This is a genomic window from Rhizobium sp. CC1099, assembly GCF_029714385.1.
Classification (GTDB): domain Bacteria; phylum Pseudomonadota; class Alphaproteobacteria; order Rhizobiales; family Rhizobiaceae; genus Rhizobium.
Genome location: NZ_CP121641.1, coordinates 246979 through 270083 on the forward strand (window position 1 = coordinate 246979; position 23105 = coordinate 270083).

Genomic DNA, 23105 nt, shown 5'->3' on the forward strand with positions numbered 1-23105 from the left:
ATGTACTGGCACGTTTCGTCGAGATGGCAGGAAGGTCGGGTTAGCCCGGCCTTTTTTCGTTTGCGCCAAGCGTCTTGGATATCACTCCGCCGCTGCTCGCTTCAGCCCAGAAATCTGCGTGATGAACGCGCGAAGGGCGGCCGGGCGCACCGGCTTGTGCTGGATGGCGATGCTGTGGCGCTCCGCCTCCACCCTGACCTCCGGCGTCCGGTCGGCGGTCACCAGCAGCGCCGGGAGATCGGTCCCGAAGCACTCCCGCAAATTCAGGATCGCGGAAATCCCCGTCCCGTCGCCGAGATGATAGTCCGCGATGATGAGATCGGGCGCGGGCTGACGCGTGTGGAAACCCGAAGCCGCGGCCAGGGAGTCGATAGCCTCCACCTCGCAACCCCAGCCGGAAATCAAGAGCCGCATGCCTTCGAGGATCTTCGGCTCGTTGTCGATGCAAAGGATCCTTAACCCCTTGAGCGGCTGCGGCAACCGATCGGTCGGCGCTGCGGAGGACGGTGCCGCGCCGGCCTTGGAAACATCGAGTGGCATGACGATGCGGAAATCCGTGCCCTTGCCGTGCGTCGAATGCAGCTCGACCGGATGGTTGAGGACGCGGGCGATGCGGTCGACGATCGAAAGGCCGAGGCCGAGGCCGGAGGCCGTTTTCGCGCCTTCGTCGAGGCGCGCGAATTCCTTGAAGACGGTGCGGAATTTCGAGGGCGGAATGCCGATGCCGGAATCCATCACCTGGATCACCACCTGGTTTCCCCGCCGCCGGGCGCCGACCAGCACCTTGCCTGTCAACGTATATTTGATGGCGTTGGAAACAAGGTTCTGCACGAGGCGCCGCAGCAGGTTGGGATCGGAGCGGACCCGCAGCGATGTCGGCATCACGACGAGCTTCAGCTTCTTCGCCCGGGCAATCGGCGCAAAATCGGTCTCGATGCGCTCCAGCAGGCCGGCCAGCGGCACGGATGTCAGGCGCGGCCGCATCGCACCCGTATCAAGCCGCGAGATGTCGAGAACGGCCCCCAGAATGGTTTCGACCGATTCCAGTGCGGAATCGATATTGCGCACGATTGGCCCGTTTTCGGACTGCGCGATACGCTCGACGAGGGCGGAGGAGTAAAGCCGCGCCGCATTCAGCGGCTGCAGGATGTCGTGGCCGGCGGCGGCAAAGAAGCGGGTCTTGCCGATGTTCGCTTCATCGGCGGCCGCTCGCGCCTCGCCGAGTTCGCGGTTCACCCGCGTCAGCTCCGCCGTTCGCTCGGCAACGCGCTGCTCCAGCGTCTCGTTTGCCTGCTTCAGCGCCTGGTCGGCCGCAACACGCTGGGTAATGTCGGTAAAGGTCGCCACGATGCCCTTGTCCGGCATAGCGTTGGACCGCACTTCGATGATCCGTTCGCCGCCGCCGAGAACGAGCGAGAAGGGTTTGTCGAGCGTCAGGAAATGCCGCACCGTCTGGCTGAGTTCGGCGGCTGGAACGTCACCGCGCTGGCTCAAGATCGCCACGATTTCCGAAAGCGGAAAGCCGACACGGCCGACATCCTCCGGCAGGTCGAGAAGCTGGCGGAAGCGCCGGTTCCAGATCGTCAGCTGGTTGGAGCTGTCGAAGACGGCAATGCCCTGGTCCATCTGCGAAAGCGCCGTCTGCAGCATGTCCTGGTTATACTGCAGCGCCTCGCTTGCCTGGTCGAGCAGCCATGCTGTGTCGGCGGAAGCGTCCTCGGTCTTCTGCAGGATCAGCGAAAGCACCAACCGCGCGGAGGAGGATCCGATGGCGCTGCCGAGCAGTTGTTCGGTGAAGTGGATGAGCGCCATGTCGGCCGGCTGGTCGTCCTCCAGCTTCCGCCCGGAATTCTGCTCGTATGTCGCAAGCGATCGCTGCATGCGCTCTTCGCCGAGATAGCGCGAGATTGCCGTTTTCAGGTCGCCGACGCTGATGCGGGTCTTCCATCCGCGGGTCGCAAATTGCGAGCGCGACTGCCCCTTCACGAAGATGCCTGCCTGGATGCGCTCCAGCGGACGGGCGTTGCGCGTCATCGAGCCGACGATGAAGAAGCCGGTATTGATAAGCAGGCTCATCGCTGTGGCGTTGACGAGCGGATCGGCATCGGCTGCAGCAAAAAGCGCCGTGCCCGGAAAGATGAAGCTGAGGAAGGCGGTCGCGACATAGGAATAATCCGGCCCGCCGAGCGAAGGCAGAAAGAGCAGGTAGAACCAGATGACGAAACCCGACGTAAGGCCGAGAATGGCGCCGCGTGCATTCGCCCGCCGCCAGATAAGACCGCCGAAGAAGGCGGGTGCGATCTGTGCGATCGCGGCGAAGGACAAAAGGCCGATCGAGGCAAGGCCGGCCGTGCTGTCGGTCGAGCGGTAATAGGCATAGCCGAGCAGCAGGACGGCGAAGATCGCGCTGCGGCGGATGTTGAGCAGGCTTTTCGCGAAGTCATCGCGCTGGCCGGTGCGTCCGGCAAGCTTCCGGCGCAGGAAGATCGGCATGATGATGTCGTTCGACACCATGATCGAAAGCGCAACGGAATCGACGATGACCATTGCGGTCGCCGCCGAAAAGCCGCCGATGAAGGTGATCAGCGAAACGATCTGCATCTGCCCCGCAAGCGGCAGGGACAACACGTAAAAGTCGGCATTGCCTGTGCCGCCGAAGGTCAGCAGGCCGCCGATCGCCACCGGCAGCACGAAGAGATTGATGGCGATGAGATAGAGCGGAAAGAGATAGCCGGCGAGCCGCAGCTGTTTTGCCGAGCGGTTTTCGACGACGGTGACGTGAAACTGGCGCGGTAGCATGATGATCGCAATGGCCGACAGCAGTATCAGCGTGATCCAGCGGCTGATCGGCGTCTTGTAGTCGAGGGTTGCGTTGACCAACTGGTTGTCCACGCTTTTCCGCCAAAGGTCGGCAGGCCCATCGAACAGAAACCAGATGACGCAGATGCCGGCGGTCAGGAAGGCGACGAGCTTGACCAGCGATTCCATCGAAACGGCGAGGATCAGGCCGTCCTGGTGCTCTGTCGCATCGGTATGCCGCGTGCCGAACATGACAGCGAAGCAGGCCAGCACCAGGGTTGCGATCAGCGGCAGATCGAGGAAGTAGAGGTTGCCGCTGCCGATGCCATAATCCGAAGGATTGACCATCGCGGTCACCGTGCTGCTGATCGCCTTCAGCTGCAGTGCGATATAAGGAATTGTGCCGATCAGCGAGATCAGCGCCACGATCGTTGCGACCGTGGGATTCTTCCCATAGCGGGCGGCGAGGAAGTCCGCGACGGAGGTAAGCTTTTCGGCCTTGGCAAGTTCGATGATCCGCCGCAGCACCGGCATGCCGAGCGTGAAGACGAGGATCGGGCCGATATAGATCCCGGCAAATTCAAGGCCGCGCTGCGAGGCGAGCCCGACGCCGCCGAAATAGGTCCAGGAGGTGCAGTAGATCGCAAGGCTCAGCGCATAGACGATCGGCCAGCCGCCGTCCGGTATGCCCAGCCTCTGGCTTCTACGGTCGCCATAGCTTGCGACCGCAAAGAGCAGCAGCAGATAGCCGAAGGCAAACGCGATGATGACCCAGCCTTGAAGCATCGACCCTCCACCGGCGCGCCATCCGCCGGTTCTCCCAAAAGACATCAAGACTAAGGGAAATCGTCTGTCTTGGAAATTGCGATGATCTAGGCATTAAGTCCAAGGCGCAGGAAGGTCCTGGTTGTTTCAAAATTTGCAATTGAATAATCAATCAAGAGATGTAGCTAATAAAAACAACGGACTGTCCGTGAGAGCGCATCAGAGGGAGGCAGATCGGATGCTCAATGAATTCAAGGCCTTTATCGCCCGAGGCAACGTCATGGACCTTGCCGTCGGCGTCATCATCGGCGGTGCTTTTGGCGGCATCGTCAAATCGCTGGTCGACGATATCATCATGCCGATCGTCGGTGCCCTTTTCGGTGGTTTCGATTTTTCCAACTACTTCTTCGGTCTTTCGTCTGCGGTCAACGCGCCGACGCTTGCTGCAGCCCGCGCGCAGGGTGCTGTCTTCGCCTATGGCAATTTCATCACCGTGGTCATCAATTTCCTGATCCTTGCCTGGATCATCTTCCTGATGATCAAGGGCGTGAATATGCTGCGCAGGCAGGTCGAGCGCAACGAGCAAAAGGCAGCGGAAGAGGCGCCGCCGCCGGCCGATGTCGCGCTCCTCACGGAAATCCGCGATCTGCTGGCCAGGCGTCCGGCGGTCTGATCAAGGCATCGCAGCCCCGTATTTTGCGAGGTTGATTCATAACGAAAATCGATACGGCATCACGCATTCTCATGGGATTTGCGCCCGGTTTTGTTTTATGAAAGCGAAAACCGGAGATCTGCATGTCGATTATGAACAGCCTCAGCCCGCGTGCCGTTTCGGCGCCAGAAAGCGGGATCGTCGAAGTCGTCAATTATGCCCGGGGCCGCGATGGCCTGCTGCCGCTCTGGGTCGGCGAGGGCGATCTTCCGACACCGGATTTTATCAGCCGGGCGGCAATGGACGCGCTGGCAGCAGGAGAGACCTTCTATACCTGGCAGCGCGGCATTCCGGAGCTTCGTCAGGCACTATCTGACTATTACGCCCGGCATTTCGGCATCAGCCTGCCGGCGGAGCATTTCTATGTCACCGGCTCAGGCATGCAGGCGATCCAGATTGCGGTGCAGGCATTGACGTCGCCGGGCGACGAACTGGTCTATCTGACGCCCGCCTGGCCGAATATCGCCGCTGCGCTGGAAATTGCCGGTGCCCGCTCCGTCGGGGTTGAGCTTCAGTTCGAGGGCGGCAAGTGGGCGGTCGATCTCAATCGCATCGAAGCAGCAATCACCCCGAAGACAAGAGCGCTGTTCATCAATACGCCATCCAATCCGACAGGGTGGACCGCCACGAAGAGGGATCTCGCGGACATCCTTGAACTTGCCCGCAAGCGCGATCTCTGGATCATGGCGGATGAAATTTACGCCCGATATTTCTACGCCGGCACCCGTGCGCCTTCTTTCCTTGATATCATGGTACCGGGCGACAAGGTCATGTTCGTCAATTCCTTCTCGAAGAACTGGTCGATGACCGGCTGGCGTGTCGGCTGGATCGTGGCGCCACCGGAAACCGGGCAGGTGCTCGAAAACCTGATCCAATATTCGACCTCGGGCGTTGCGCAATTCATGCAGAAGGGTGCGGTGGCAGCCCTCAACGAGGGCGATGGGTTTGTCGAGGCCAATATCCAGAAGGCGGCTCTTTCGCGCGACATCCTCTGCGATGCGCTGATTGCCACAAACCGCGTCGAGACGTTGAAGCCGGACGGTGCGCTCTACGCCTTTTTGAAGATCGACGGCGTCACCGACAGCCGCAAAGCAGCGCTGGATATCGTCGACAAGACGGGCGTCGGCCTGGCGCCCGGAACCGCCTTCGGCGCAGGCGGCGAGCTTTTCCTGCGAGCCTGTTTCCTGCGCGATCTGCTACAGGTCAAGGCAGCAGCCGACAAGCTCTGCGATTACATTCTGAAGCTTTGACGCTCAAGGCCCGGCCGTCGCAGCCGGACCCTTTTTGATGTCGGAAACGGTGGTTCGCTAAAATTGTAGCAAAGCCGGAAATCAGCCTCTAACCACAGCAGCAAACTTACCGGTTCAAAGGCGTCCGAACGGGTGCCTGATAAGAAGATCTGAAAGGAAAAACCGCGTCAGATGCCCTGTCCGATTAAACAGGGAACGGGACATGGCAATTTTGGTGACAGGCGGCGCCGGCTACATCGGCAGTCAGATGGTTTGGGCACTGCTCGATGCAGGCGAGAACGTCGTCGTGCTCGATCGCCTTTCCACCGGCTTTCGCTGGGCGGTCGCGCCTGCTGCGCGCTTCTACCTGGGGGATATCGCCGATGCCGAGGTCCTGAAGACGATCTTCATCGAGAACGACATCGAGGCGATCATCCATTTTGCGGGCTCCGCGGTCGTTCCGGCTTCGGTTGCCGATCCGCTTTCCTATTACGACAATAATTCCGGCAAGACGCGTGCGCTCCTGAGCGCGGCGATCGCTGCCGGTGTGCGCCATTTCGTCTTCTCGTCGACGGCGGCGGTCTACGGTCCGCAGAAGACTTCCGGTGCGGTCAAGGAAACAGCGCCGCTCAACCCGGAAAATCCTTATGGCCAGTCGAAGCTGATGACGGAGTTCATGCTGCGCGACGCTGCTGCGGCCTATGATTTCGACTATGTGGCGCTCCGCTACTTCAACGTTGCAGGTGCCGATCCGCACGGCCGCGCCGGACAATCCACGAGCGGCGCGACGCACCTCATCAAGGTCGCCTGCGAGGCAGCCCTCGGCAAGCGCGACAGCGTGCATGTCTACGGCATCGACTATCCGACGCATGACGGCACCGGCGTGCGCGACTATATCCATGTCACTGACCTTGCCGAGGCTCATCTCAAGGCGCTGCAGCATCTGCGCAAGGGCAAGGGATCGTTGGTCGCGAATTGTGGCTATGGTTCCGGCTATACGGTGCTCGACGTGCTGAACATGGTGGTGCGCCTGCACGGCTACGCGTTCAAGATTCATATGGCGCCACGCCGCCCGGGCGATGCCGCAAGTGTCGTCGCCGACGCCACCTTGGCGCATCGCGTGCTGGACTGGACGCCGAAATACGATTCCCTGGAGACGATCGTTCGCAGCGCACTGGACTGGGAGCTGGCGCTGATCAACCGCAGGGTCGGGGAGCTGCAGGGAGTGCACCGCGCCCTTGCCGCGGCTTCCTTCTAAACGCGATCACGCCTGTTTTTTGACGCAAAGTCCACTGGAACGAAGCGCTTCCTCTGTTTATTGATGGGAGGTCAATCGAGGGTGGACGGCGGACATGCAGAACAATCACGAACGGGAAGTCATTATCGAACGGCGCGGCACGGCGGGGATCATCCGCCTCAATCGGCCGAAGGCGCTGAACAGCCTGACGCTCGGCATGGTGCGCATGATCGACGCAGCGCTCGACGAATTCGCCTATGATGACGGCGTTGCAAGCGTGGTGGTGACGGGTGAGGGCGACCGCGGCTTCTGCGCCGGCGGCGATATTCGTGCACTTCACGAAAGCGGGCGCTCGGGTTCCGAGCTTGCGGAGACCTTCTGGCGCGAGGAGTTCACCCTCAACCACCGCATCGCAAGCTACGCTAAACCCTATGTCGCCCTGATGGATGGTATCACCATGGGCGGTGGCGTCGGCCTTTCCGCGCATGGGCGGCACCGCATCGTGACGGAGCGGACGAGGCTTGCGATGCCGGAAACCGGCATCGGCTATTTCCCGGATGTCGGAGCGACCTGGCTGCTGCCGCGCATGCCCGGCGAGACGGGAACATGGGCAGGATTGACCGGCCAGGAGCTGAATGCGGCGGATGCCATCTATGCCGGCCTTGCCGATTTTGAGATCCCGTCGTCGCGGCTGCCGGATGTCATCGACGCGTTGGCTCGGCTGCCGGTCGGGTCATCGCCGGTAGCTTGCGAGGCTCTGCTGAAGCATGTTGCCGGCAAGGCGACCGAAAGCCGCCTGCAGGTCGTTCGGCCGTTGATCGACCATGCCTTCTGTTTCGATCGCGTCGAAGAGGTTCTGGAAGCGCTCGCCGCTGACGAAGGCGAATTCGCCGCCAAGACACGGAAGACCCTGCAGATGCGCTCGCCGACGAGCCTGAAATTGACTCTGCGTCTGCTGAGGGAAGGACGGCAGAGCGTCAATCTCGCCGCCTGCCTGAACCGTGAGTTAGGGGCCTGTATGCAGATATTGAAATCCGCGGATTTTTATGAGGGCGTGCGGGCGGCGGTGATCGACAAGGATCGAAATCCGAAATGGTCGCCTTCGACCATCGAGGCGGTAAAGGCAGAGGTGCTCGCGCCGTTCTTCAAACCGGCCGATCGCCCTCTTGCCCTCTAGCGCCACATTCCGCGCATGCGGGCGCCGACATCGATGCGGACTTGGCGCGCCTGTTGCGCGGAGGCGCTTTCGCTCTTGACCTGCGGCCAGCCGCAGACCTCAAAAAATTGCAGCAGCGTCGCCGGGATGAAGCGGGTGCGCGAGGCATAGACGTGCCGGTCGCCCTGCGCATTCTGCCCGTGCGTGAAGAAGCGCTGCGGGGCGACGAGATCGAGATTGTCCCTGGCGCGCGTCATCGCGACATAAAGCAGGCGCCGCTCCTCCTCTATTTCCGCGCTGGTGCCAACGCCGAGATCCGACGGAATGCAGCCGTCGACAACGTTCAACATGAAGACCTTGGTCCACTCCTGACCCTTGGCCGAATGGATTGTCGAGAGGATCAGATAGTCCTCGTCGAGCAACGGCACGCCCGCCTGGTCGCTGGTCGCATCAGGCGGATCGAGCGTCAGTTCGGTCAGGAAGCGTTCGCGCGACGGATAGCCGCCGGCGATTTGCTCGAGCTGCAGGAGATCGGCCTGACGCGTTGCGGCATCCTCGTGCAGCCGCTCGAGATGCGGCTGATACCATTCTCGGACCAGGCCGATTTCGGCGGGCCAGCCGGCTTTCCCGGATCTCAGCTCCTGCATGACCGAAACGAAGGAGGTCCAATCCTCGCCGGCGCGCGGCGGGGCGGGCATGTCCGCGAGGGCCTGCAAGGGACTTGGATCCTCCGCCATCTGGTCGAGTGCCCGCTGGGCCGTCGAAGGTCCGACGCCCGGCAGGATCTGCATCAGCCGGAAGCCGGCGACCCGGTCGCGCGGATTGAGCGCAAAGCGCAGGACGGCCAGCATGTCCTTGACATGCGCGCTGTCGAGAAATTTCAGACCGCCGAATTTCACGAAGGGAATGTTGCGGCGGGTGAGCTCGACTTCCAGCGCGCCGCTGTGGTGCGAGGCGCGGAAAAGCACCGCCTGGTTCTTCAGCCGCGTGCCCTCTTCGCGGTTTTCCAGCACCTTGTCGGCAACATACCGGGCCTGGTCGGCCTCGTCGCGCACCGTGACGAGGCGCGGGCGCTCGCCCGATTGCCGCTCCGTCCATAGGTTCTTGGTGAAGCGCTCCGAGGCAAGATCAATGACGGCATTGGCCGCGGCGAGAATGGGTTGCGTCGAACGATAGTTGCGATCGAGCGTGACAATATCGGCCGGCGGGCTGAATGAGGCTGGGAAATCGAGGATGTTGCGGACTGTGGCGGCGCGGAAGGAATAGATCGACTGCGCATCGTCCCCGACGACGGTCAGCCCCTGTCCCTCAGGCTTCAAAGCAAGCAGGATGGAGGCTTGCAGGCGGTTCGTATCCTGATATTCGTCGACGAGCACATGATCGAAGCGGCCGCCGATATCCTCGGCGATCAGCGGTTCGGCAACCATCTGCGCCCAGTAGAGGAGCAGGTCGTCATAGTCGAGGACGTTCTGGGTCTGCTTGGCCTCGACATAGGCGGCGAAAAGTTCGCGGAGCTGCTTTTCCCATGCGGCACACCAGGGGAAGGCGTCACGCAGGACCAGGGGCAGTTCCGTCTGCGAATTCACGGCCCGTGAATAAATCGCAAGGCAGGTGCCCTTGGTCGGGAAGCGGCTCTCCATTTTCGAGAAGCCGAGATCGTGACGAACGAGGTTCATCAGATCGGCGCTGTCTTCCCGGTCATGGATGGTGAAGGCGGGTTCAACCCCGATCTGCTCGGCATAATCGCGAAGCAGCCGCGCGCCGATCCCATGGAAGGTACCGCTCCAGGCCAGCGCATCGGCCATGATGCCGGAATTCCTGCCAAGAACCTCAGCGCAAATCCGCTCGACGCGGCGCGCCATCTCAAAGGCCGCCCGGCGGGAGAAGGTCATCAGCAGGATGCGGCGCGGATCCGCACCCTTGACGATCAGATGCGCAACGCGGTGCGCCAGCGTATTGGTCTTGCCGGAACCCGCGCCGGCGATCACCAGAAGCGGACCTGCAACATGGCGACCGCCGGCAAGCGTGCCGTGTTCGACTGCCATGCGCTGCTGTGGATTGAGCTTTTCGAGATACATCCAGCCATCCGGTTGGGGCCCGCACGCAATGACGGCGCGGACAGATTAGGCGTTCCTTGAATGTTCTCGATAATGATTCCTGTCAAGCGCAAGCTTTAGTGAACGCCGGACACCACTTCCTGCCGCATGAGTTTCAAGCTCCGATCTGGCTGGAGAATGTAGGTTTCCCGCACCCGGTTGCCGCTTGAATTGTAGAAATTGTTGTAAACGGCGCTGCCGACGGGTGATTTTGTCAGTTTGGTTCGCGGCTGCCCGCCATAGGTCAAGCTGCCGGGAATGGGCGTGGGCTCCGATGCGCCGGAGGATGTGCAGGCGCACAGCAGAACCGCCGCGAGAATTGCCGAAATGATCACTTTCATTGAACCACCCCGGCTGTCGATCCGTTGCATATGGGCCACCTGCTACCGAACGCCAAGGGTGGTTTCAAAGACAATGCCTGATTGCCCATCAGCTTGGCGTGCCGGTATGCAACGGAAAACCGCTTTGGAGCGTCAAAGCCACTGCTGCGGTGGCGACCGGTCAGTTCGGTTCTGGCTGCTGGATCGTCTTCGGTGGCGTGTCGTCATTTCCCCCGCCCTTGTCGAAAGGTTTGACCACCAGGATACTGAGAATCGAGGCGATCATCGCTGCAATAATGACAAGCATCAGTGTTCTCATGGAAATTTCTACTTCGGATAACGTGATTTGGGACGATTCAATTAAACTTTTTCAAGCGAAAGAAAAGTTCCAAAAGATTCTCGCGAGAATGCGCAAGAAAAAGTGGGAACAAAAACTGCATCTCACGTGTTTGATCGTCTGAATTCAACGCCGGAGACTGTTATGAGGACGACATTCCGTCTGGGCGCTGCCGCCCTTCTTGTTGCATCCGCCGCATTTGCCACACCTGCATCCGCCTCACTCAAAACCGATATCGATTATTATTCGGCATTGCCGCAGGATCAGATTGCGCTCAATGAATATACCGCCGCGCCTGCCTGTGAGCCGGCCGACGCGCATTATCTGCCATCCTTCATCCGTGCTCCGGACGGCACCATCATCGGCGTCGGCTATCTCGAGATAGAAAGCGACAGCAACTGCTGAAAGCAGACTATGGGGATTCTGCCCGGACAAGGCTCGCCTGCGCATGGCTGAGGGAACGAGCCTCTGACCAATCATGATGGCTGCGGTATTTCACGGGTAGCCAGCGCTCGCGTGCAACGCCTTTGGAACGGGTTTCCAGCCTATCCTGCTTCTACAGTTAAATGAAAATGAACAACCATGCCTAAACGGCACAGGGCAGCAATTCCGATTACAGTCGGCCCGTAGTGCACCCGTCAGTGCAGCTTCAGCTTGGCTTCTTCCGCCGCCGCCAGAAACTCGGCGCGGGCCTCCTCGGCGGTCTTGCGTCCATCGAGCGCCGCGCGGCAGGCACTGCGGGCCTTAAGATAACGAAGCCCGCGGTTTGCGGGCCAAAGATCGGTAAGACATTTCAATGCATCGAACGGGCCGTTCACGGTTCGCGCATCGGCGTTTTCGAAGCCGACTTTGACCGGATTTCCCCATCTTTCCGTTGCCATAGGCGTATTCCTCCAGTGTTTACGCCAAAACGCGCATCCAGCCCTTTGCGTTCCCCTAACAAGGACCGTGCACACGGATATATTAGCGGGATATTTGTCGCCGGCAATCAGGTCGATCGCGGCAGATGCGCAAGATGCGACGGAGGATTGAATTTTTTGGCAGAAATGATGCCGGCGAGCCGGTCACGCCTGCCAGGTGACCGCTCGCTTTTGCACTCAGGGCGCTCTTAAAACCAGATGGACGTCTCGCGACCTTATCGAGGAAGTGGCGGGCAGCCGAGCCCGGAGGTCCCGGTTGCCGCGTCGTCCTGCTGCCCCGCTGCATTCGTGCAGGCAGGCGATGACGGGATCGCAGGGTTGACGCCGCTTGGGTTGATCGTGCTGCCGCTCCTGTTCAGATCGACGGCACCGGAATTGATCGTGCTGTTGGTGATGCCGGGATCCGTGCGGGTCGTGCCCGAGCCGGTATTGTTGGGAGTGGGAGCTATCGTCGTTCCACCACCGGACCCTCCTTGGGTGCCGGTCGTTTGTGCGAGAGCAGTGGTTGCGACGGCAACCGCCACGATCGAACTCGCGATAAAACGAATAAACATGAGGGCATCCTCCATTGTCTGTTCATAGAACCGCAGTCCGTGGGAGATGGTTCGATCACAAGGAGTTGAGCGAAAGCTGTGACCACGCGTCACCATGAGACGGATCACGAAAATGGCGCTTTACCGGAAAACTGGTGCTGCCGAGTGGGATTGAACCACCGACCTCACCCTTACCAAGGGTGTGCTCTACCACTGAGCTACGGCAGCAGGACCAGGACGCATGAGCCGGACGGCTGCATTGCGTGAACGGGGGGCCTATTGCCACAGCTTCTTGATAAGCGCAAGCCGCAAATTCCAACTTCGCATGTATTAAGGCCAAGGCCCTTTTTGCGTGAGGCGGAATCCGCTAAACATCAAGCATGGACGACAAGATCGAAAATGCCGCAAAGGGCCGCAAGGCAGTGATCGAAGAACAGGCGAAACTGCGCCGCGAACGCGCTGCCGAAAAGCTTCGCGAAAATCTCGCCCGCCGCAAACAGCAGACACGGGCGCGCCGCTCCGGCCAGGCGGACGAGACAAATGGGCTTCCTGCCGCAAAAATGGACGAATCGTAATGTTCGGTTCACGGCGAATTGAAGCGTGCCCGGAATTCGTCTAAAGACCCCCATCCCTTTTAAAGGCAGAACTTTCAGAAAGGCGGGCACAGCCCGTAAGCCCATATGGATCGTATCAGAATTGTCGGCGGTAATGAGCTCAATGGCATCATTCCGATTTCCGGCGCCAAGAATGCTGCCTTGCCGCTGATGATCGCCTCGCTTTTGACCAGCGATACCTTGACGCTCGAAAACGTCCCTCATCTGGCAGATGTCGAACTTTTGATGCGCATCCTCGGCAATCATGGTGTCGACGTTGCCGTCAACGGCCGCCGCGAGCGCCAGGAAGACTCCTATGCACGCACGATCCACTTCACCTGCCGCACCATCGTCGATACGACCGCGCCCTATGAGCTGGTCTCGAAGATGCGCGCTTCCTTCTGGGTCATCGGACCGCTGCTCGCGCGCGAAGGCCACTGCCGCGTCTCTTTGCCGGGCGGCTGCGCCATCGGCACGCGTCCGGTGGATCTCTTTCTCGAAGGACTTGCAGCGCTCGGCGCAAACCTCGAAATCGACAGCGGCTATATCAACGCGACGGCGCCGAACGGAGGCCTGATCGGCACGCGCTACACTTTCCCGAAAGTTTCCGTCGGTGCGACCCATGTAATGATGATGGCGGCAACGCTCGCCCGGGGCACCACGGTCATCGGCAATGCCGCCCGCGAACCGGAAGTCGTCGACCTCGCCAACTGCCTGAACGCCATGGGCGCGAAGATTTCTGGCCAGGGCACCTCGACGATCACCATCGAAGGCGTGCAGTCGCTTTCCGGCGCGCGCCACCGCGTCCTGCCGGACCGCATCGAGACCGGCACCTATGCCATGGCCGTCGCGATGACCGGTGGCGACGTCGTTCTGGAAAACACCGATGCAGCTCTGCTCGAAACGGCATTCGAGACCCTCCGCCGTGCCGGTGCGGAAATCTCGCCGACCAACAACGGCGTGCGCGTCAGGCGCAATGGTGCCGGCATCAGGCCGGTCGATGTCGTGACCGATCCGTTCCCCGGCTTCCCGACGGATCTGCAGGCGCAGTTCATGGCACTGATGACGCGCTCCTCCGGCATTTCGCATGTGACGGAAACCATCTTCGAAAACCGCTTCATGCATGTGCAGGAGCTTGCCCGCCTCGGCGCGAAGATTTCGCTTTCCGGCCAGACGGCGAAGATCGAGGGCGTGCCGCGGCTGAAGGGCGCTCCGGTGATGGCAACGGACCTTCGTGCTTCCGTTTCGCTGGTGATCGCCGGTCTTGCCGCCGAAGGCGAGACCATGGTGTCGCGCGTCTATCACCTCGATCGCGGCTTCGAGCGGCTGGAAGAAAAGCTCACCCGCTGCGGCGCGATCGTCGAGCGCGTCAGCGAATAGGCAAGGGAGGTTCTACGCCCTTTATTCCGGTTGCGCATTTAGCCGCGGCATCCTATTTCCCTTGTCGAACGCATCGCCATCCCGGCGGTGCGCAATGGACCCAGGGGTTTTGCCTGCATGACCGATTTGAAGCTTCTTGCGCTCGATAGCGAAGACCTTTCCGTGGTCTCCGCCCATATGCAGGACAGCGCCTTCAAGGTCGGGGACATGGCCTGGTCGCCGCGGGACGGGCAGTTTTCGATAGCCGCCAACCGCTTTGTCTGGGAAGATGCCCTCAACAAGCGCAAGGGCTTTGAGCGCCACCGGGCGGTGCTGATCTTCAAGCGCGTTCTGGCCGTCCGCTCCACCGGGATCGACCGCGAGCGGCGGGACGATGTACTGTCCCTGCTGTCCGTCGGCTTCGAACAGAAGGGCGAGGGGCCGGATGGCACGATCGAGCTGACGCTTGCCGGCGCAGCCGAGATCGTCCTCGACGTCGAATGCATCGAAGTGCAGCTTGCGGATATCGGTGGGGCATGGGAAACCGCCTCCAAGCCCCGCCACCCCGGTGCGTGAAGACGTCCCCGTGTCGAATTGAGAAGGAATATCTGCGTTGGCAATCTGGCTGGATCAGACATCGGACGGTTTCGAGCAGCGCTTCGCCGCGTTTTTGACAACCAAGCGTGAAGTTTCAGAAGACGTGAACGCGGCCGTGCGCACGATCATCGACGACGTGCGCGCCCGCGGTGATGAAGCGCTCGCCGAATATTGCAAGAAATTCGACGGCATCGATTTTGCCGATGTGCCGATGCGCGTGACCGAAGCGGAAATCGATGCCGCGGTGGAAGCAGTGCCTTCCGAAGTGCTCGGCGCGCTGAAGGTTGCAGCTGTCCGTATCGAATCCCATCATCGCCGCCAGCTGCCGAAGGACGATATCTACGAGGACGCCATGGGCGTCGGGCTCGGCTCGCGCTGGACGGCGATCGAGGCGGTCGGCCTCTACGTGCCGGGCGGCACAGCAAGCTATCCGAGCTCGGTGCTGATGAATGCGGTGCCGGCAAAGGTCGCAGGCGTCGAGCGCATCGTCATTGCGGTGCCGGCAACGGGCGGTGAGGTCAATCCGGCCGTACTTGCTGCGGCCAAGCTTGCCGGTGTTTCGGAAATCTACCGTGTCAGCGGTGCGCAGGCTATTGCCGCGCTCGCCTACGGCACGGAGACGATCGCACCGGTCGCAAAGATCACCGGCCCGGGCAACGCCTATGTTGCCGCCGCCAAGCGCCAGGTCTTCGGCACGGTCGGCATCGACATGATCGCCGGGCCGTCGGAAGTGCTGGTGATCGCAGACAAGGATAACAACCCGGACTGGATCGCCGCCGACCTTCTGGCCCAGGCCGAACATGATGCAAGTGCCCAGGCGATCCTGGTCACCGATAACGCCGAATTCGGCAAGGCCGTGGAAGTCGCCGTCGAGCGGCAGCTGAAGACTTTGAACCGTGCGGAAACCGCCGCCCGCAGCTGGCGGGATTTCGGTGCGGTCATCCTGGTGAAGGACCTGAAGGATGCGATACCGCTTGCCAACCGCATCGCCGCCGAGCATCTGGAGCTCGCGGTTGCCGATCCGGATGCGCTGCTCGACGGAATCCGCAATGCCGGCGCGATCTTCATCGGCGCCTATACGCCGGAAGTGATCGGCGATTATGTCGGCGGCTCGAACCATGTCCTGCCAACCGCGCGCTCTGCCCGCTTCTCCTCCGGCCTTTCCGTGCTCGACTTCGTCAAGCGCACCTCGATCCTCCGGCTCGGTCCGCAGCAACTTCGCGATCTCGGTCCGGCGGCGATCGCCCTCGCGGTCTGCGAAGGCCTCGACGCCCATGCGCGATCGGTCGCGATCCGTCTCAATCTCGAAAGGTGAGGCATGGCGAAGGGCGACTTCCGGCTCTCAGATATCGTCCTTGACGATACGATCGGCCGTTCGACGCCTGATGTCGAGCACGAGCGCGCCGTCGCGATCTTCGATCTCATCGAGGAAAACAGCTTCGAGCCAGTCGGCCACAGCGGCGGACCCTACCGGCTGAAGATTTCGCTGGTCGATTCCAAGCTCGTCTTTGCGATCACCACGGAAGACGGACGGAATGTTGCGACCCATATCCTGTCACTGACCCCCTTCCGCCGGCTCGTGAAGGACTATTTCATGATCTGCGAAAGCTATTACGAGGCGATCCGCTCTGCCTCGCCAAGCCGCATCGAGGCGATCGATATGGGACGGCGCGGCATCCACAACGAGGGCTCGCAGACATTGAAGGACCGGCTTGCCGGCAAGATCGAGGTCGATTTCGACACAGCGCGCCGCATCTTCACGCTCGTCTGCGTGCTCTACTGGCGCGGATGACGGCGATGGCGCCGGCTCCGACCACGGCAGAAGGAAAGGCGCCCGGCGCGATTCTCTTCATGTGCGGGTTGAACGCCATCCGCTCGCCGATCGCCGAAGTGATCGCCCGTAGCATCCTGCCCAGGAACACCTATATACGTTCCGCAGGCGTTCGCGCCGGCGAGCGCGACCCCTTTGTCGATGTCGTGCTCGATGAAATCGGCCTTTCGCTCGGGCGTCGCCAGCCTCAGACGCTTGACGAACTCGAGGATGACTACTTCGATCTGATCATCACGCTCTCGCCGCAGGCCCATCACGCCGCACTGGAACTGACGCGGTCGAGTGCCGTCGACGTGATCTATTGGCCGACGATGGATCCGACGGTCACAACCGGGACCCGCGAGCAGATTCTGGACGCCTACCGTGAGGTGCGTGATCACCTTGAGATGCTCATCGAAACACGGCTCGTCAGGAAAAATGGCGTCGCCGCGCAATCGGCGTGAAACAAAAGGAAGAAAGCCCGATCAACAAGGTTCACAAATGACCCCTGATTGTGTAGTTTCCGCGAAAATTTTAAGGCGGCCAATGCCGTCATCTCAACCGACAGGAAGAAAACCTTTATATGCCTAAAGAAGAAGTCCTCGAATTCCCGGGTATTGTGACCGAACTTCTGCCGAACGCGACCTTTCGCGTGAAGCTCGAAAACGAGCACGAAATCATCGCCCACACGGCGGGCCGCATGCGCAAGAACCGCATCCGCGTTCTCGCCGGCGACAAGGTTCTTGTGGAAATGACGCCTTACGATCTCACGAAGGGCCGCATCACCTATCGTTTCAAATAGGCTTGGCCCGGAAGCCTCAAGGGCTTCCGTTTCCGGTCGAGGGTCCATGGCGCTCACATACAAGCTCATTCTGGCTTCCGGCTCGCCGCGCCGTGTCGACCTGCTCAACCAGGCAGGCATCGAGCCCTCGCGCCTGATGCCGATGGATATCGACGAGACGCCGAGGAAATCCGAGCATCCCCGTTCGCTTGCCCGGCGCCTTTCGACGGAAAAGGCCGAAGCGGCCCTTGCCGCGATCAAGAGCGACATGGCCTGGAAGGGCAGCTATATCCTTGCTGCCGACACTGTGGTTGCCGTCGGCCGCCGCATTCTCGGCAAGGCCGAGTTCGCCGACGAGGCTTCCGCCTCGCTGCATCTGCTTTCCGGCCGCAGCCACTGGGTCTATACCGGCGTCTGCCTGGTGACGCCCGACCGCAAGATCCGCCAGAAGATCGCCGAGACGAAAGTGCGCTTCAAGCGGCTTTCCGGTTTCGAGATCGAGAACTATCTTGCCTCTGGCCAGTGGCGCGGCAAGGCGGGTGCCTATGGCATCCAGGGGCTGGCCGGCAGCTTCGTGCAGAAAATGGTGGGCTCCTATACCAATGTCGTCGGCCTGCCGCTTTATGAAACAATCCTGCTGCTGACCGGCGAAGGCTTCGACGTGCATAGCCGGTGGCCTGAGGGCTGAGCCCGGAGGAAGATCACCGTGCCCGAAGAGAATAAAACCACCGCCAAGGTCGAACCGCTGCGCAAGACGCGCCCTTGCCCGGAATGCGGCAAGCCCTCGCACCGCGATCACTACCCTTTCTGTTCGAACCGGTGCCGCGAGGTCGACCTCTCCCGCTGGCTGAACGGCGCCTATGCCATTCCGGTTGCCGAAGACGAGAAGAAGGCGGACTACGACGACGAAAAGTAGCGAAAATCCACAGCGAACCCCTTCAATTTGCTTGTGAATCCGCAAAATGTCCCCGGTTGGCAAAAAACTGTCATTTGCTGCTTGCCATGGCCGGACAAGATGCTATAACCCCGCTCGCTTCCGGGGCGAACCAAGGCCCCGCACTTCTTTCAACGAAGAATGTTCTGCGAAGCACGGATGCCCAGATAGCTCAGTTGGTAGAGCAGCGGATTGAAAATCCGCGTGTCGCTGGTTCGATTCCGGCTCTGGGCACCATAAAAATCCAGCAAATTCAATTGGATGAAAAAATGGAGCCGAAACACTTCCGGCTCCATGTGGCATTCATGTGGCAAATCCGCCCACGCCATGTGCCACCTAACCCAGTAAATTCGCTAGTCTTTCAGACCTTTGCTGCCTGCGCTTGTCCGACTCTTCGTCAACGAACAAGTGCCCATAGAGGTCGTAGGTGATTTTTATGTCGGAGTGGCCCATTTCACTTTGGACCTCCTTGGGATTGGCGTTGTCCGTTATGAGCATCGAGGCATGGAAGTGGCGGAGGAGATGGAAATTATAGAGCGGCTCCACAAGGGGTTTGCCGTCGTCGTCCCTCTGGATATCGCCATTCCTATCGAGGAGGGGGCTGGTTAGGCCGAGGCTGATTTGCAGTGGCTTCCATGCTCGATTGTAGATATTGGGAAGGCTCATAGGTTCGCCAGACTTGGTGGCAAAGACGAGCGAATGCCCTCCGGCCTCAAGCTTCCACTGCTTGAGCATTTGCAGGAGGCTGGCTGGAACTGGAATGCTTCTATAGCCCGCGTCAGACTTTGTGACTTCTGCCACATCGCCGTTTTCATCGGCTCTTTGCCTTACATGGATTTTTCCTGCGTCGAAATCGACCGCCCCCCATGGCAGGCCTCGAACTTCAGACGCTCGCATGCCGGTATGTATCGCCGTGGCGATGATGGCCCGATACCGCCTCCATGCCTTAGCTCTTTGGACATTCGGCTGAGCGAGGAGGGTGTCGAGTTCGGCCAGGATCAGGCGGATATGCTCCAAGGCTGGAACCTTTGCCTTTGTGATATCGCGCTTGTCCTTACCTATGGAAACTTCACGGGCGACGTTTACAGCCACCTTCTGTTGCGTCACGGCCTCGTTCAATATGCCCTTGAGCGAGGTCATGACCTTCCTTGCCAGAGAGCGGCTATGGCCCGCTAAGAGCTTCGCCTTGAAGTCGAGGATAACGGCCTGCGTTAGATCGCAGAGCTTCAGGTGGCCCAAGGTCGGCACGATATAGAGGTCTTTATGGTAGTTGTACTGACGGAGGGTCGAAGCTTCGGCGGGGCCCCTTTCTCCCCGGCCAACAGTCACAGCCGTAATCCAGATATCAGCCATATCCGATACCGTGATGGACTGGCTATCGGGCACATGCGTCTTTTCCCGAACGCCTTTGACATTATCCTCCCACCAAGCTGTTGCCTCCCTTTTTGTGGGAAAGTTCTTGTGGCGACGACGCATTTTCTTCGTCTCGGGGTCATAGGCGAAATAATCGACTTCCCATGCTTCGCGCGGTTCGCCTTTTGACGTGATCCATTTCCTTTTGTGAACTTTGGACATGGTTTCAGCGCTCGCCATCAATCAATTTTAAGAGCTTTGTTCCGTCTTCGAGACGGACGCACCTCACCGTATACATCCTCGTATCCTCCATTCTTTCGTGTGGCATGGATTATATCAGGGGGGATATCCGCTTGTCGCTGATTATTTAGCTCAAGCTAAAATAAAGGGGTGCCTTGGGACCCTCGGACCTTGACTGCTTGCGGGGCGGGTCGCTCCTTCGGTCGCTGCGCTCCGGCCCCTATGGGGGCCTCGCTTGCTCAACGCTAGCCCGCCTGCTCGCCGTCAACCCCTGCGGGGTACGGTCCTACCCAAGAGCACCCCAAGTCTCGACGCGCGGCGACATCCGATTGGTTCAAATGAACCGCCGAAACTCAATCCAAATGACGCACGGTGTCTGCACTGAGTGCAAACTTGCAACCATGGTTCGAGCAGCGATCAATTCATCCCACATGAAAAACCAGCAAATTATGGTTTTACCACTAGGACGATATATTCATACCACATGCAAACCCATGGTTGCGATCGATTTCGAAAAGGCGCATAGTGAACCTAATAACAAACGCGCAAGAAGTGAGTGCTCAAACAAAGAAAGGCAATGCCAAATGACCAAAAATGAAGCGAAATCAAGAGGTTCAAAGCGACATGCGCTAGCCGATGAAGTGGCGCAGTTCATCCTCGTAGTCAATGAGGACGACGTTGGAGAATTTCTTGCTGGTCTCCCGCACGAGCTAATCAAACGCTGCCATGTTCAAAGCTTTCACCGAGTTGAATATGACCCGGATGAAGATGACGCTGAAAGTGCGGGATATGCCGAAATAATCTTCGAAGACAAAGACGACGAAGTCGGACTCAAACTCACAACCGTTGCCTGCCCCACCGCGAATGGTGGGATTGGTAAGACTTAACTTGCGGAGAACCCCAAATGAACACCGCCGCACTGCAACAAGTCGTTACTGACCCGGATATCGTTTGGGGAGCAGACGAGATTGGCCGCGTGATCGGCCTCGATCCCGGCAACAAGTCCAATCGCCGTAAGACGTTCTACGTGCTGGAAACGCGAGAACTGAATGGCATTCCGGTCAAGAAGGTCGGGCGCACTTATATCGCCAGCCGCACAGCTTTGCTGGAATGGGCGAAGGGAAAGTGACGGAATGAAAAAAGCCCCCAGTGCTGAAGCTGAGGGCTACAAGCCAGAAGTGCAGGAGAAGCACCGCAGCGAGCCGGTAGCGCATGCTCTGCTGACAATCCCTGTTCGAGGCGAATGTCAAGCAGCCGCACCGTCAAAAGCATGGTGCGTAAGTCAAAGCTAACGCAATAGCAACCCGGAGAACCGACCATGAGTACCATCGAAGGATACCACGAATACGTCGTCCCTGCCCATGACAACTACTGCGTGGTGGAGCCTGTTTGGACCGGCGACACAGTCAGCAAGGTCTGCAACATGCCGGTCATCGCATGGCTCATCCAGACCGATGGCGATGGCGGGTATCGATGTGCCGACCCTGTCCCGATCACAGTAAACGGAACGCGCCGCGACCGCTTCGTCCACAACGAATTGTCGCAACGATACGAGCTCCCCGGATCACCGATCAGGTTCGAAGGTACGCAACAAGTGAAGGATTGGTACACGGACGGAAATATCGGCAAGACCGAATAACCGCACCAATGCCGCGCCCGCAAGCGCGGCGGAGGGGAGGGAACAAAAGCGAGGTAAGGCAAGGGGCGATCCCGCCCAAAAGCAATGTCGAAATGAACGATCTACAGAAGGCAATCGTGACCGACACTGAAGAGTTTCTTGAGTGGAGGGAGCAGCTTGTCAAGAAGTACGAATATCGACCGCAACTCGTCGATGCCGCGATCTTAATCGCCGTCTCCCAATGCGTGGACGGCGCTTTAAAAGAGCAGGTATTGGAGGCGCTGAAAGCTGCTTGAACCTTTGGAAGGGGCTTGGCGCTTTGACGCCGGACGCGTCCTTGCTTCTTCTTCCGCTTTGACTGACTGCGGGTCTCCTCCAGCGCCTTCGGTCGGTCCTGGCCTGAGAGCTTAGCTCCCTCTTTCGGTCAGATCCCGCGAGGAATGGTCCTGACTCCGCCGTCCTCGTGGAACTTTTTGCCAACCACCTGAGCAAGAGACCGGCGACATGGCTAATAGCACAAACCCTCATGAAAAACAGCCTCAGAAGGCCACCACGCGAATTCGAGGCAATGGCAGGTCTAGGACATCATCCGACGCCTCGAACGCGGGTCAGCGGGCAACGTCGGGCCGCGAGCGATTTACATTCGAATGGTTTAACGATTTCGAGGATGAGAGCCTGATCAAGGAATGGCTCATAGACGATGCTTTTGGCAAGGGCGAGTTCACGACCATCTACGGAAAACCCGGAGCAGGTAAGTCAATCATCATGACCGATATGGCCTGCCATGTGGCGGCTGGCATGCCTTGGCATGGCAGGAGAGTGAAGCAGGGCTTCGTGGTCTACGTCGCCGCTGAGAGGAAGGATTTGACCAAGCGGCGCATGCGCGCTTTTCAGATACACCATGACCTGAAGGATTTCGTGCCGCTCGCCGTCGTCGGCGGTCGAAAGATCAATCTGTTAGACAGCAAAGTTGCCGAGCAACTGGCAACAGAGATTAACGAGGCCGCGAGCGACAAGGGTCTGACCCCTGCTTGGATCATCATCGACACGCTGAGCCGCACCTTCGGCGGCGGCAACCAGAACGACAGCCAGGATATGGCAAAATTCATACAATCCTGCGACCAAATCATCCACGCAATGACCGGCAGCCCGCACGTCACGGTCATCCACCATACCGGCCAAGCAGACGGCAGCCGGGGCAAGGGCGCGATTGATCTTGACGCTTCTGTGGACGCGAGTTTTCTGGTCAAGCAATTGGGCAACAACTGTTTCGAGGTGGAATGCGACGGTTCCAACGATCTGGCAGAAATGAAAGTGCGCTTTGCACTTGAGAGCGTGGTGATCACGACGGACAAGCAGGGGAAGGACGTTCCGGCTCCTGTGGTTGTTCCCATGGAGGGCGACGACGCGACCGGCGATAAACAGGAACTGACCAAATCCGAAGACAGCGCCCTGAATATCCTTCATCGCCAGATCGAACAGCGCGACGGCGAATGCTCCGAACAAAAGTGGCGGCAGGCTTGCTATACGGAATGGAAGGCAGGGGAGGTGCCGCCGCCGACATTTGAAGCCCACAAGAAGCGTTTCGACCGAGCCAAGAAGGGGCTTGACGGAAAGGGACAATTGACGCGTCGCGATGGCATGTACGTCTTGGCGAAGAATGCCTGATTTCCAGTCTTTTCCGGCAGGGGCAGCTACAGGGACATAGGGACACAT

General features: G+C 59.7%; 26 protein-coding genes and 2 tRNA genes. 20 read left to right on the plus strand and 8 right to left on the minus strand.

Going from position 1 to position 23105, the window contains the following annotated elements:
- Positions 1-81: 81 nt before the first annotated feature.
- Positions 82-3585: a PAS domain-containing hybrid sensor histidine kinase/response regulator gene (locus tag QA644_RS01225; protein ID WP_283070705.1), complete on the minus strand. Its 3504-nt coding sequence runs from the start codon at positions 3583-3585 to the stop codon at positions 82-84.
- 217 nt (positions 3586-3802) lie between these two features.
- Between QA644_RS01225 and mscL the strand changes: the two genes are divergently transcribed.
- The 4 genes from mscL to QA644_RS01245 all read left to right on the plus strand — a co-directional run bounded on the left by mscL (position 3803) and on the right by QA644_RS01245 (position 7919).
- Entirely contained in the window at positions 3803-4237 is a 435-nt protein-coding gene (gene mscL / locus QA644_RS01230; RefSeq protein ID WP_074066594.1) for a large conductance mechanosensitive channel protein MscL, read from the plus strand.
- A gap of 122 nt (positions 4238-4359) precedes the next feature.
- Positions 4360-5526 carry a pyridoxal phosphate-dependent aminotransferase gene (locus QA644_RS01235; protein ID WP_283070706.1) on the plus strand — a complete coding sequence of 389 codons (1167 nt, stop codon included), beginning with the start codon at positions 4360-4362 and terminating at the stop codon, positions 5524-5526.
- A 202-nt stretch (positions 5527-5728) separates the two neighbouring features.
- Positions 5729-6763, plus strand: a complete 1035-nt coding sequence (gene galE, locus QA644_RS01240; RefSeq protein ID WP_283070707.1) for a UDP-glucose 4-epimerase GalE — start codon at positions 5729-5731, stop codon at positions 6761-6763.
- Between the two features lie 94 nt (positions 6764-6857).
- Positions 6858-7919, plus strand: a complete 1062-nt coding sequence (locus QA644_RS01245) for an enoyl-CoA hydratase/isomerase family protein (RefSeq protein ID WP_283070708.1) — start codon at positions 6858-6860, stop codon at positions 7917-7919.
- Here QA644_RS01245 and QA644_RS01250 read toward each other — a convergent pair.
- The 3 genes from QA644_RS01250 to QA644_RS01260 form a co-directional block, all read right to left on the minus strand.
- Positions 7916-9976, minus strand: coding sequence for an ATP-dependent helicase (locus QA644_RS01250; RefSeq protein WP_283070709.1), 2061 nt, complete (start codon positions 9974-9976; stop codon positions 7916-7918). The two genes, QA644_RS01245 and QA644_RS01250, sit on opposite strands and share 4 nt — an antisense overlap.
- A 95-nt stretch (positions 9977-10071) precedes the next feature.
- Positions 10072-10335 (minus strand): hypothetical protein, encoded by a 264-nt coding sequence (locus QA644_RS01255; protein ID WP_283072430.1) that lies wholly within the window; start codon positions 10333-10335, stop codon positions 10072-10074.
- A 160-nt stretch (positions 10336-10495) separates the two neighbouring features.
- Positions 10496-10633, minus strand: coding sequence for a hypothetical protein (locus QA644_RS01260; protein ID WP_283070710.1), 138 nt, complete (start codon positions 10631-10633; stop codon positions 10496-10498).
- Positions 10634-10795: 162 nt separating this feature from the next.
- Here QA644_RS01260 and QA644_RS01265 point away from each other — a divergent pair, with 162 nt between their 5' ends.
- Complete coding sequence (locus tag QA644_RS01265) at positions 10796-11056, plus strand: hypothetical protein (RefSeq protein WP_074066599.1); 261 nt, start codon at positions 10796-10798, stop codon at positions 11054-11056.
- A gap of 233 nt (positions 11057-11289) precedes the next feature.
- On the opposite strand, the gene QA644_RS01270 is transcribed toward QA644_RS01265, so the two are convergent.
- From QA644_RS01270 to QA644_RS01280, 3 genes are all read right to left on the minus strand, one after another.
- Entirely contained in the window at positions 11290-11532 is a 243-nt protein-coding gene (locus QA644_RS01270; RefSeq protein ID WP_074066600.1) for a DUF982 domain-containing protein, read from the minus strand.
- A 254-nt stretch (positions 11533-11786) separates the two neighbouring features.
- Positions 11787-12125, minus strand: a complete 339-nt coding sequence (locus QA644_RS01275) for a hypothetical protein (RefSeq protein ID WP_239595614.1) — start codon at positions 12123-12125, stop codon at positions 11787-11789.
- A 132-nt stretch (positions 12126-12257) separates the two neighbouring features.
- Positions 12258-12332: transfer RNA gene (locus tag QA644_RS01280), tRNA-Thr, on the minus strand.
- 152 nt (positions 12333-12484) lie between these two features.
- On the opposite strand from QA644_RS01280, the gene QA644_RS01285 reads away from it, so the two are divergent.
- The 10 genes from QA644_RS01285 to QA644_RS01330 all read left to right on the plus strand — a co-directional run bounded on the left by QA644_RS01285 (position 12485) and on the right by QA644_RS01330 (position 18415).
- Entirely contained in the window at positions 12485-12679 is a 195-nt protein-coding gene (locus QA644_RS01285) for a hypothetical protein (protein WP_039843891.1), read from the plus strand.
- A gap of 105 nt (positions 12680-12784) precedes the next feature.
- Complete coding sequence (gene murA, locus QA644_RS01290) at positions 12785-14077, plus strand: UDP-N-acetylglucosamine 1-carboxyvinyltransferase (RefSeq protein WP_194728912.1); 1293 nt, start codon at positions 12785-12787, stop codon at positions 14075-14077.
- A 117-nt stretch (positions 14078-14194) separates the two neighbouring features.
- Positions 14195-14632: a DUF2948 family protein gene (locus QA644_RS01295; RefSeq protein WP_283070711.1), complete on the plus strand. Its 438-nt coding sequence runs from the start codon at positions 14195-14197 to the stop codon at positions 14630-14632.
- Positions 14633-14669: 37 nt separating this feature from the next.
- On the plus strand, positions 14670-15968 hold the full coding sequence (gene hisD / locus QA644_RS01300) for a histidinol dehydrogenase (protein ID WP_239595611.1): 1299 nt from the start codon (positions 14670-14672) through the stop codon (positions 15966-15968).
- Between the two features lie 3 nt (positions 15969-15971).
- A complete protein-coding gene (locus QA644_RS01305) occupies positions 15972-16445 on the plus strand; it encodes a UPF0262 family protein (RefSeq protein WP_074066604.1) in 474 nt (157 codons plus the stop codon).
- 5 nt (positions 16446-16450) lie between these two features.
- Positions 16451-16927 carry a low molecular weight phosphatase family protein gene (locus QA644_RS01310; RefSeq protein ID WP_283070712.1) on the plus strand — a complete coding sequence of 159 codons (477 nt, stop codon included), beginning with the start codon at positions 16451-16453 and terminating at the stop codon, positions 16925-16927.
- A gap of 119 nt (positions 16928-17046) precedes the next feature.
- A complete protein-coding gene (gene infA / locus QA644_RS01315) occupies positions 17047-17265 on the plus strand; it encodes a translation initiation factor IF-1 (RefSeq protein ID WP_003545338.1) in 219 nt (72 codons plus the stop codon).
- A 46-nt stretch (positions 17266-17311) separates the two neighbouring features.
- On the plus strand, positions 17312-17932 hold the full coding sequence (locus QA644_RS01320) for a Maf-like protein (RefSeq protein WP_022718246.1): 621 nt from the start codon (positions 17312-17314) through the stop codon (positions 17930-17932).
- An 18-nt stretch (positions 17933-17950) separates the two neighbouring features.
- The gene (gene yacG / locus QA644_RS01325) at positions 17951-18160 is read left to right on the plus strand and encodes a DNA gyrase inhibitor YacG (protein WP_239595609.1); all 210 of its coding nucleotides are present in this window, start codon (positions 17951-17953) and stop codon (positions 18158-18160) included.
- Between the two features lie 179 nt (positions 18161-18339).
- Positions 18340-18415, plus strand: a tRNA-Phe gene (locus QA644_RS01330).
- Between the two features lie 99 nt (positions 18416-18514).
- Here QA644_RS01330 and QA644_RS01335 read toward each other — a convergent pair.
- Positions 18515-19771 carry a site-specific integrase gene (locus QA644_RS01335; RefSeq protein ID WP_283070714.1) on the minus strand — a complete coding sequence of 419 codons (1257 nt, stop codon included), beginning with the start codon at positions 19769-19771 and terminating at the stop codon, positions 18515-18517.
- 584 nt (positions 19772-20355) lie between these two features.
- Here QA644_RS01335 and QA644_RS01340 point away from each other — a divergent pair.
- From QA644_RS01340 to QA644_RS01360, 5 genes are all read left to right on the plus strand, one after another.
- Positions 20356-20658, plus strand: a complete 303-nt coding sequence (locus tag QA644_RS01340) for a hypothetical protein (protein WP_283070715.1) — start codon at positions 20356-20358, stop codon at positions 20656-20658.
- 17 nt (positions 20659-20675) lie between these two features.
- The gene (locus tag QA644_RS01345) at positions 20676-20900 is read left to right on the plus strand and encodes a hypothetical protein (protein WP_283070717.1); all 225 of its coding nucleotides are present in this window, start codon (positions 20676-20678) and stop codon (positions 20898-20900) included.
- A 189-nt stretch (positions 20901-21089) separates the two neighbouring features.
- On the plus strand, positions 21090-21410 hold the full coding sequence (locus QA644_RS01350; RefSeq protein WP_283070719.1) for a hypothetical protein: 321 nt from the start codon (positions 21090-21092) through the stop codon (positions 21408-21410).
- A gap of 116 nt (positions 21411-21526) precedes the next feature.
- Entirely contained in the window at positions 21527-21685 is a 159-nt protein-coding gene (locus QA644_RS01355) for a hypothetical protein (protein ID WP_283070721.1), read from the plus strand.
- A 208-nt stretch (positions 21686-21893) separates the two neighbouring features.
- Positions 21894-23057, plus strand: coding sequence for an AAA family ATPase (locus tag QA644_RS01360; RefSeq protein WP_283070723.1), 1164 nt, complete (start codon positions 21894-21896; stop codon positions 23055-23057).
- Positions 23058-23105: the final 48 nt, after the last annotated feature.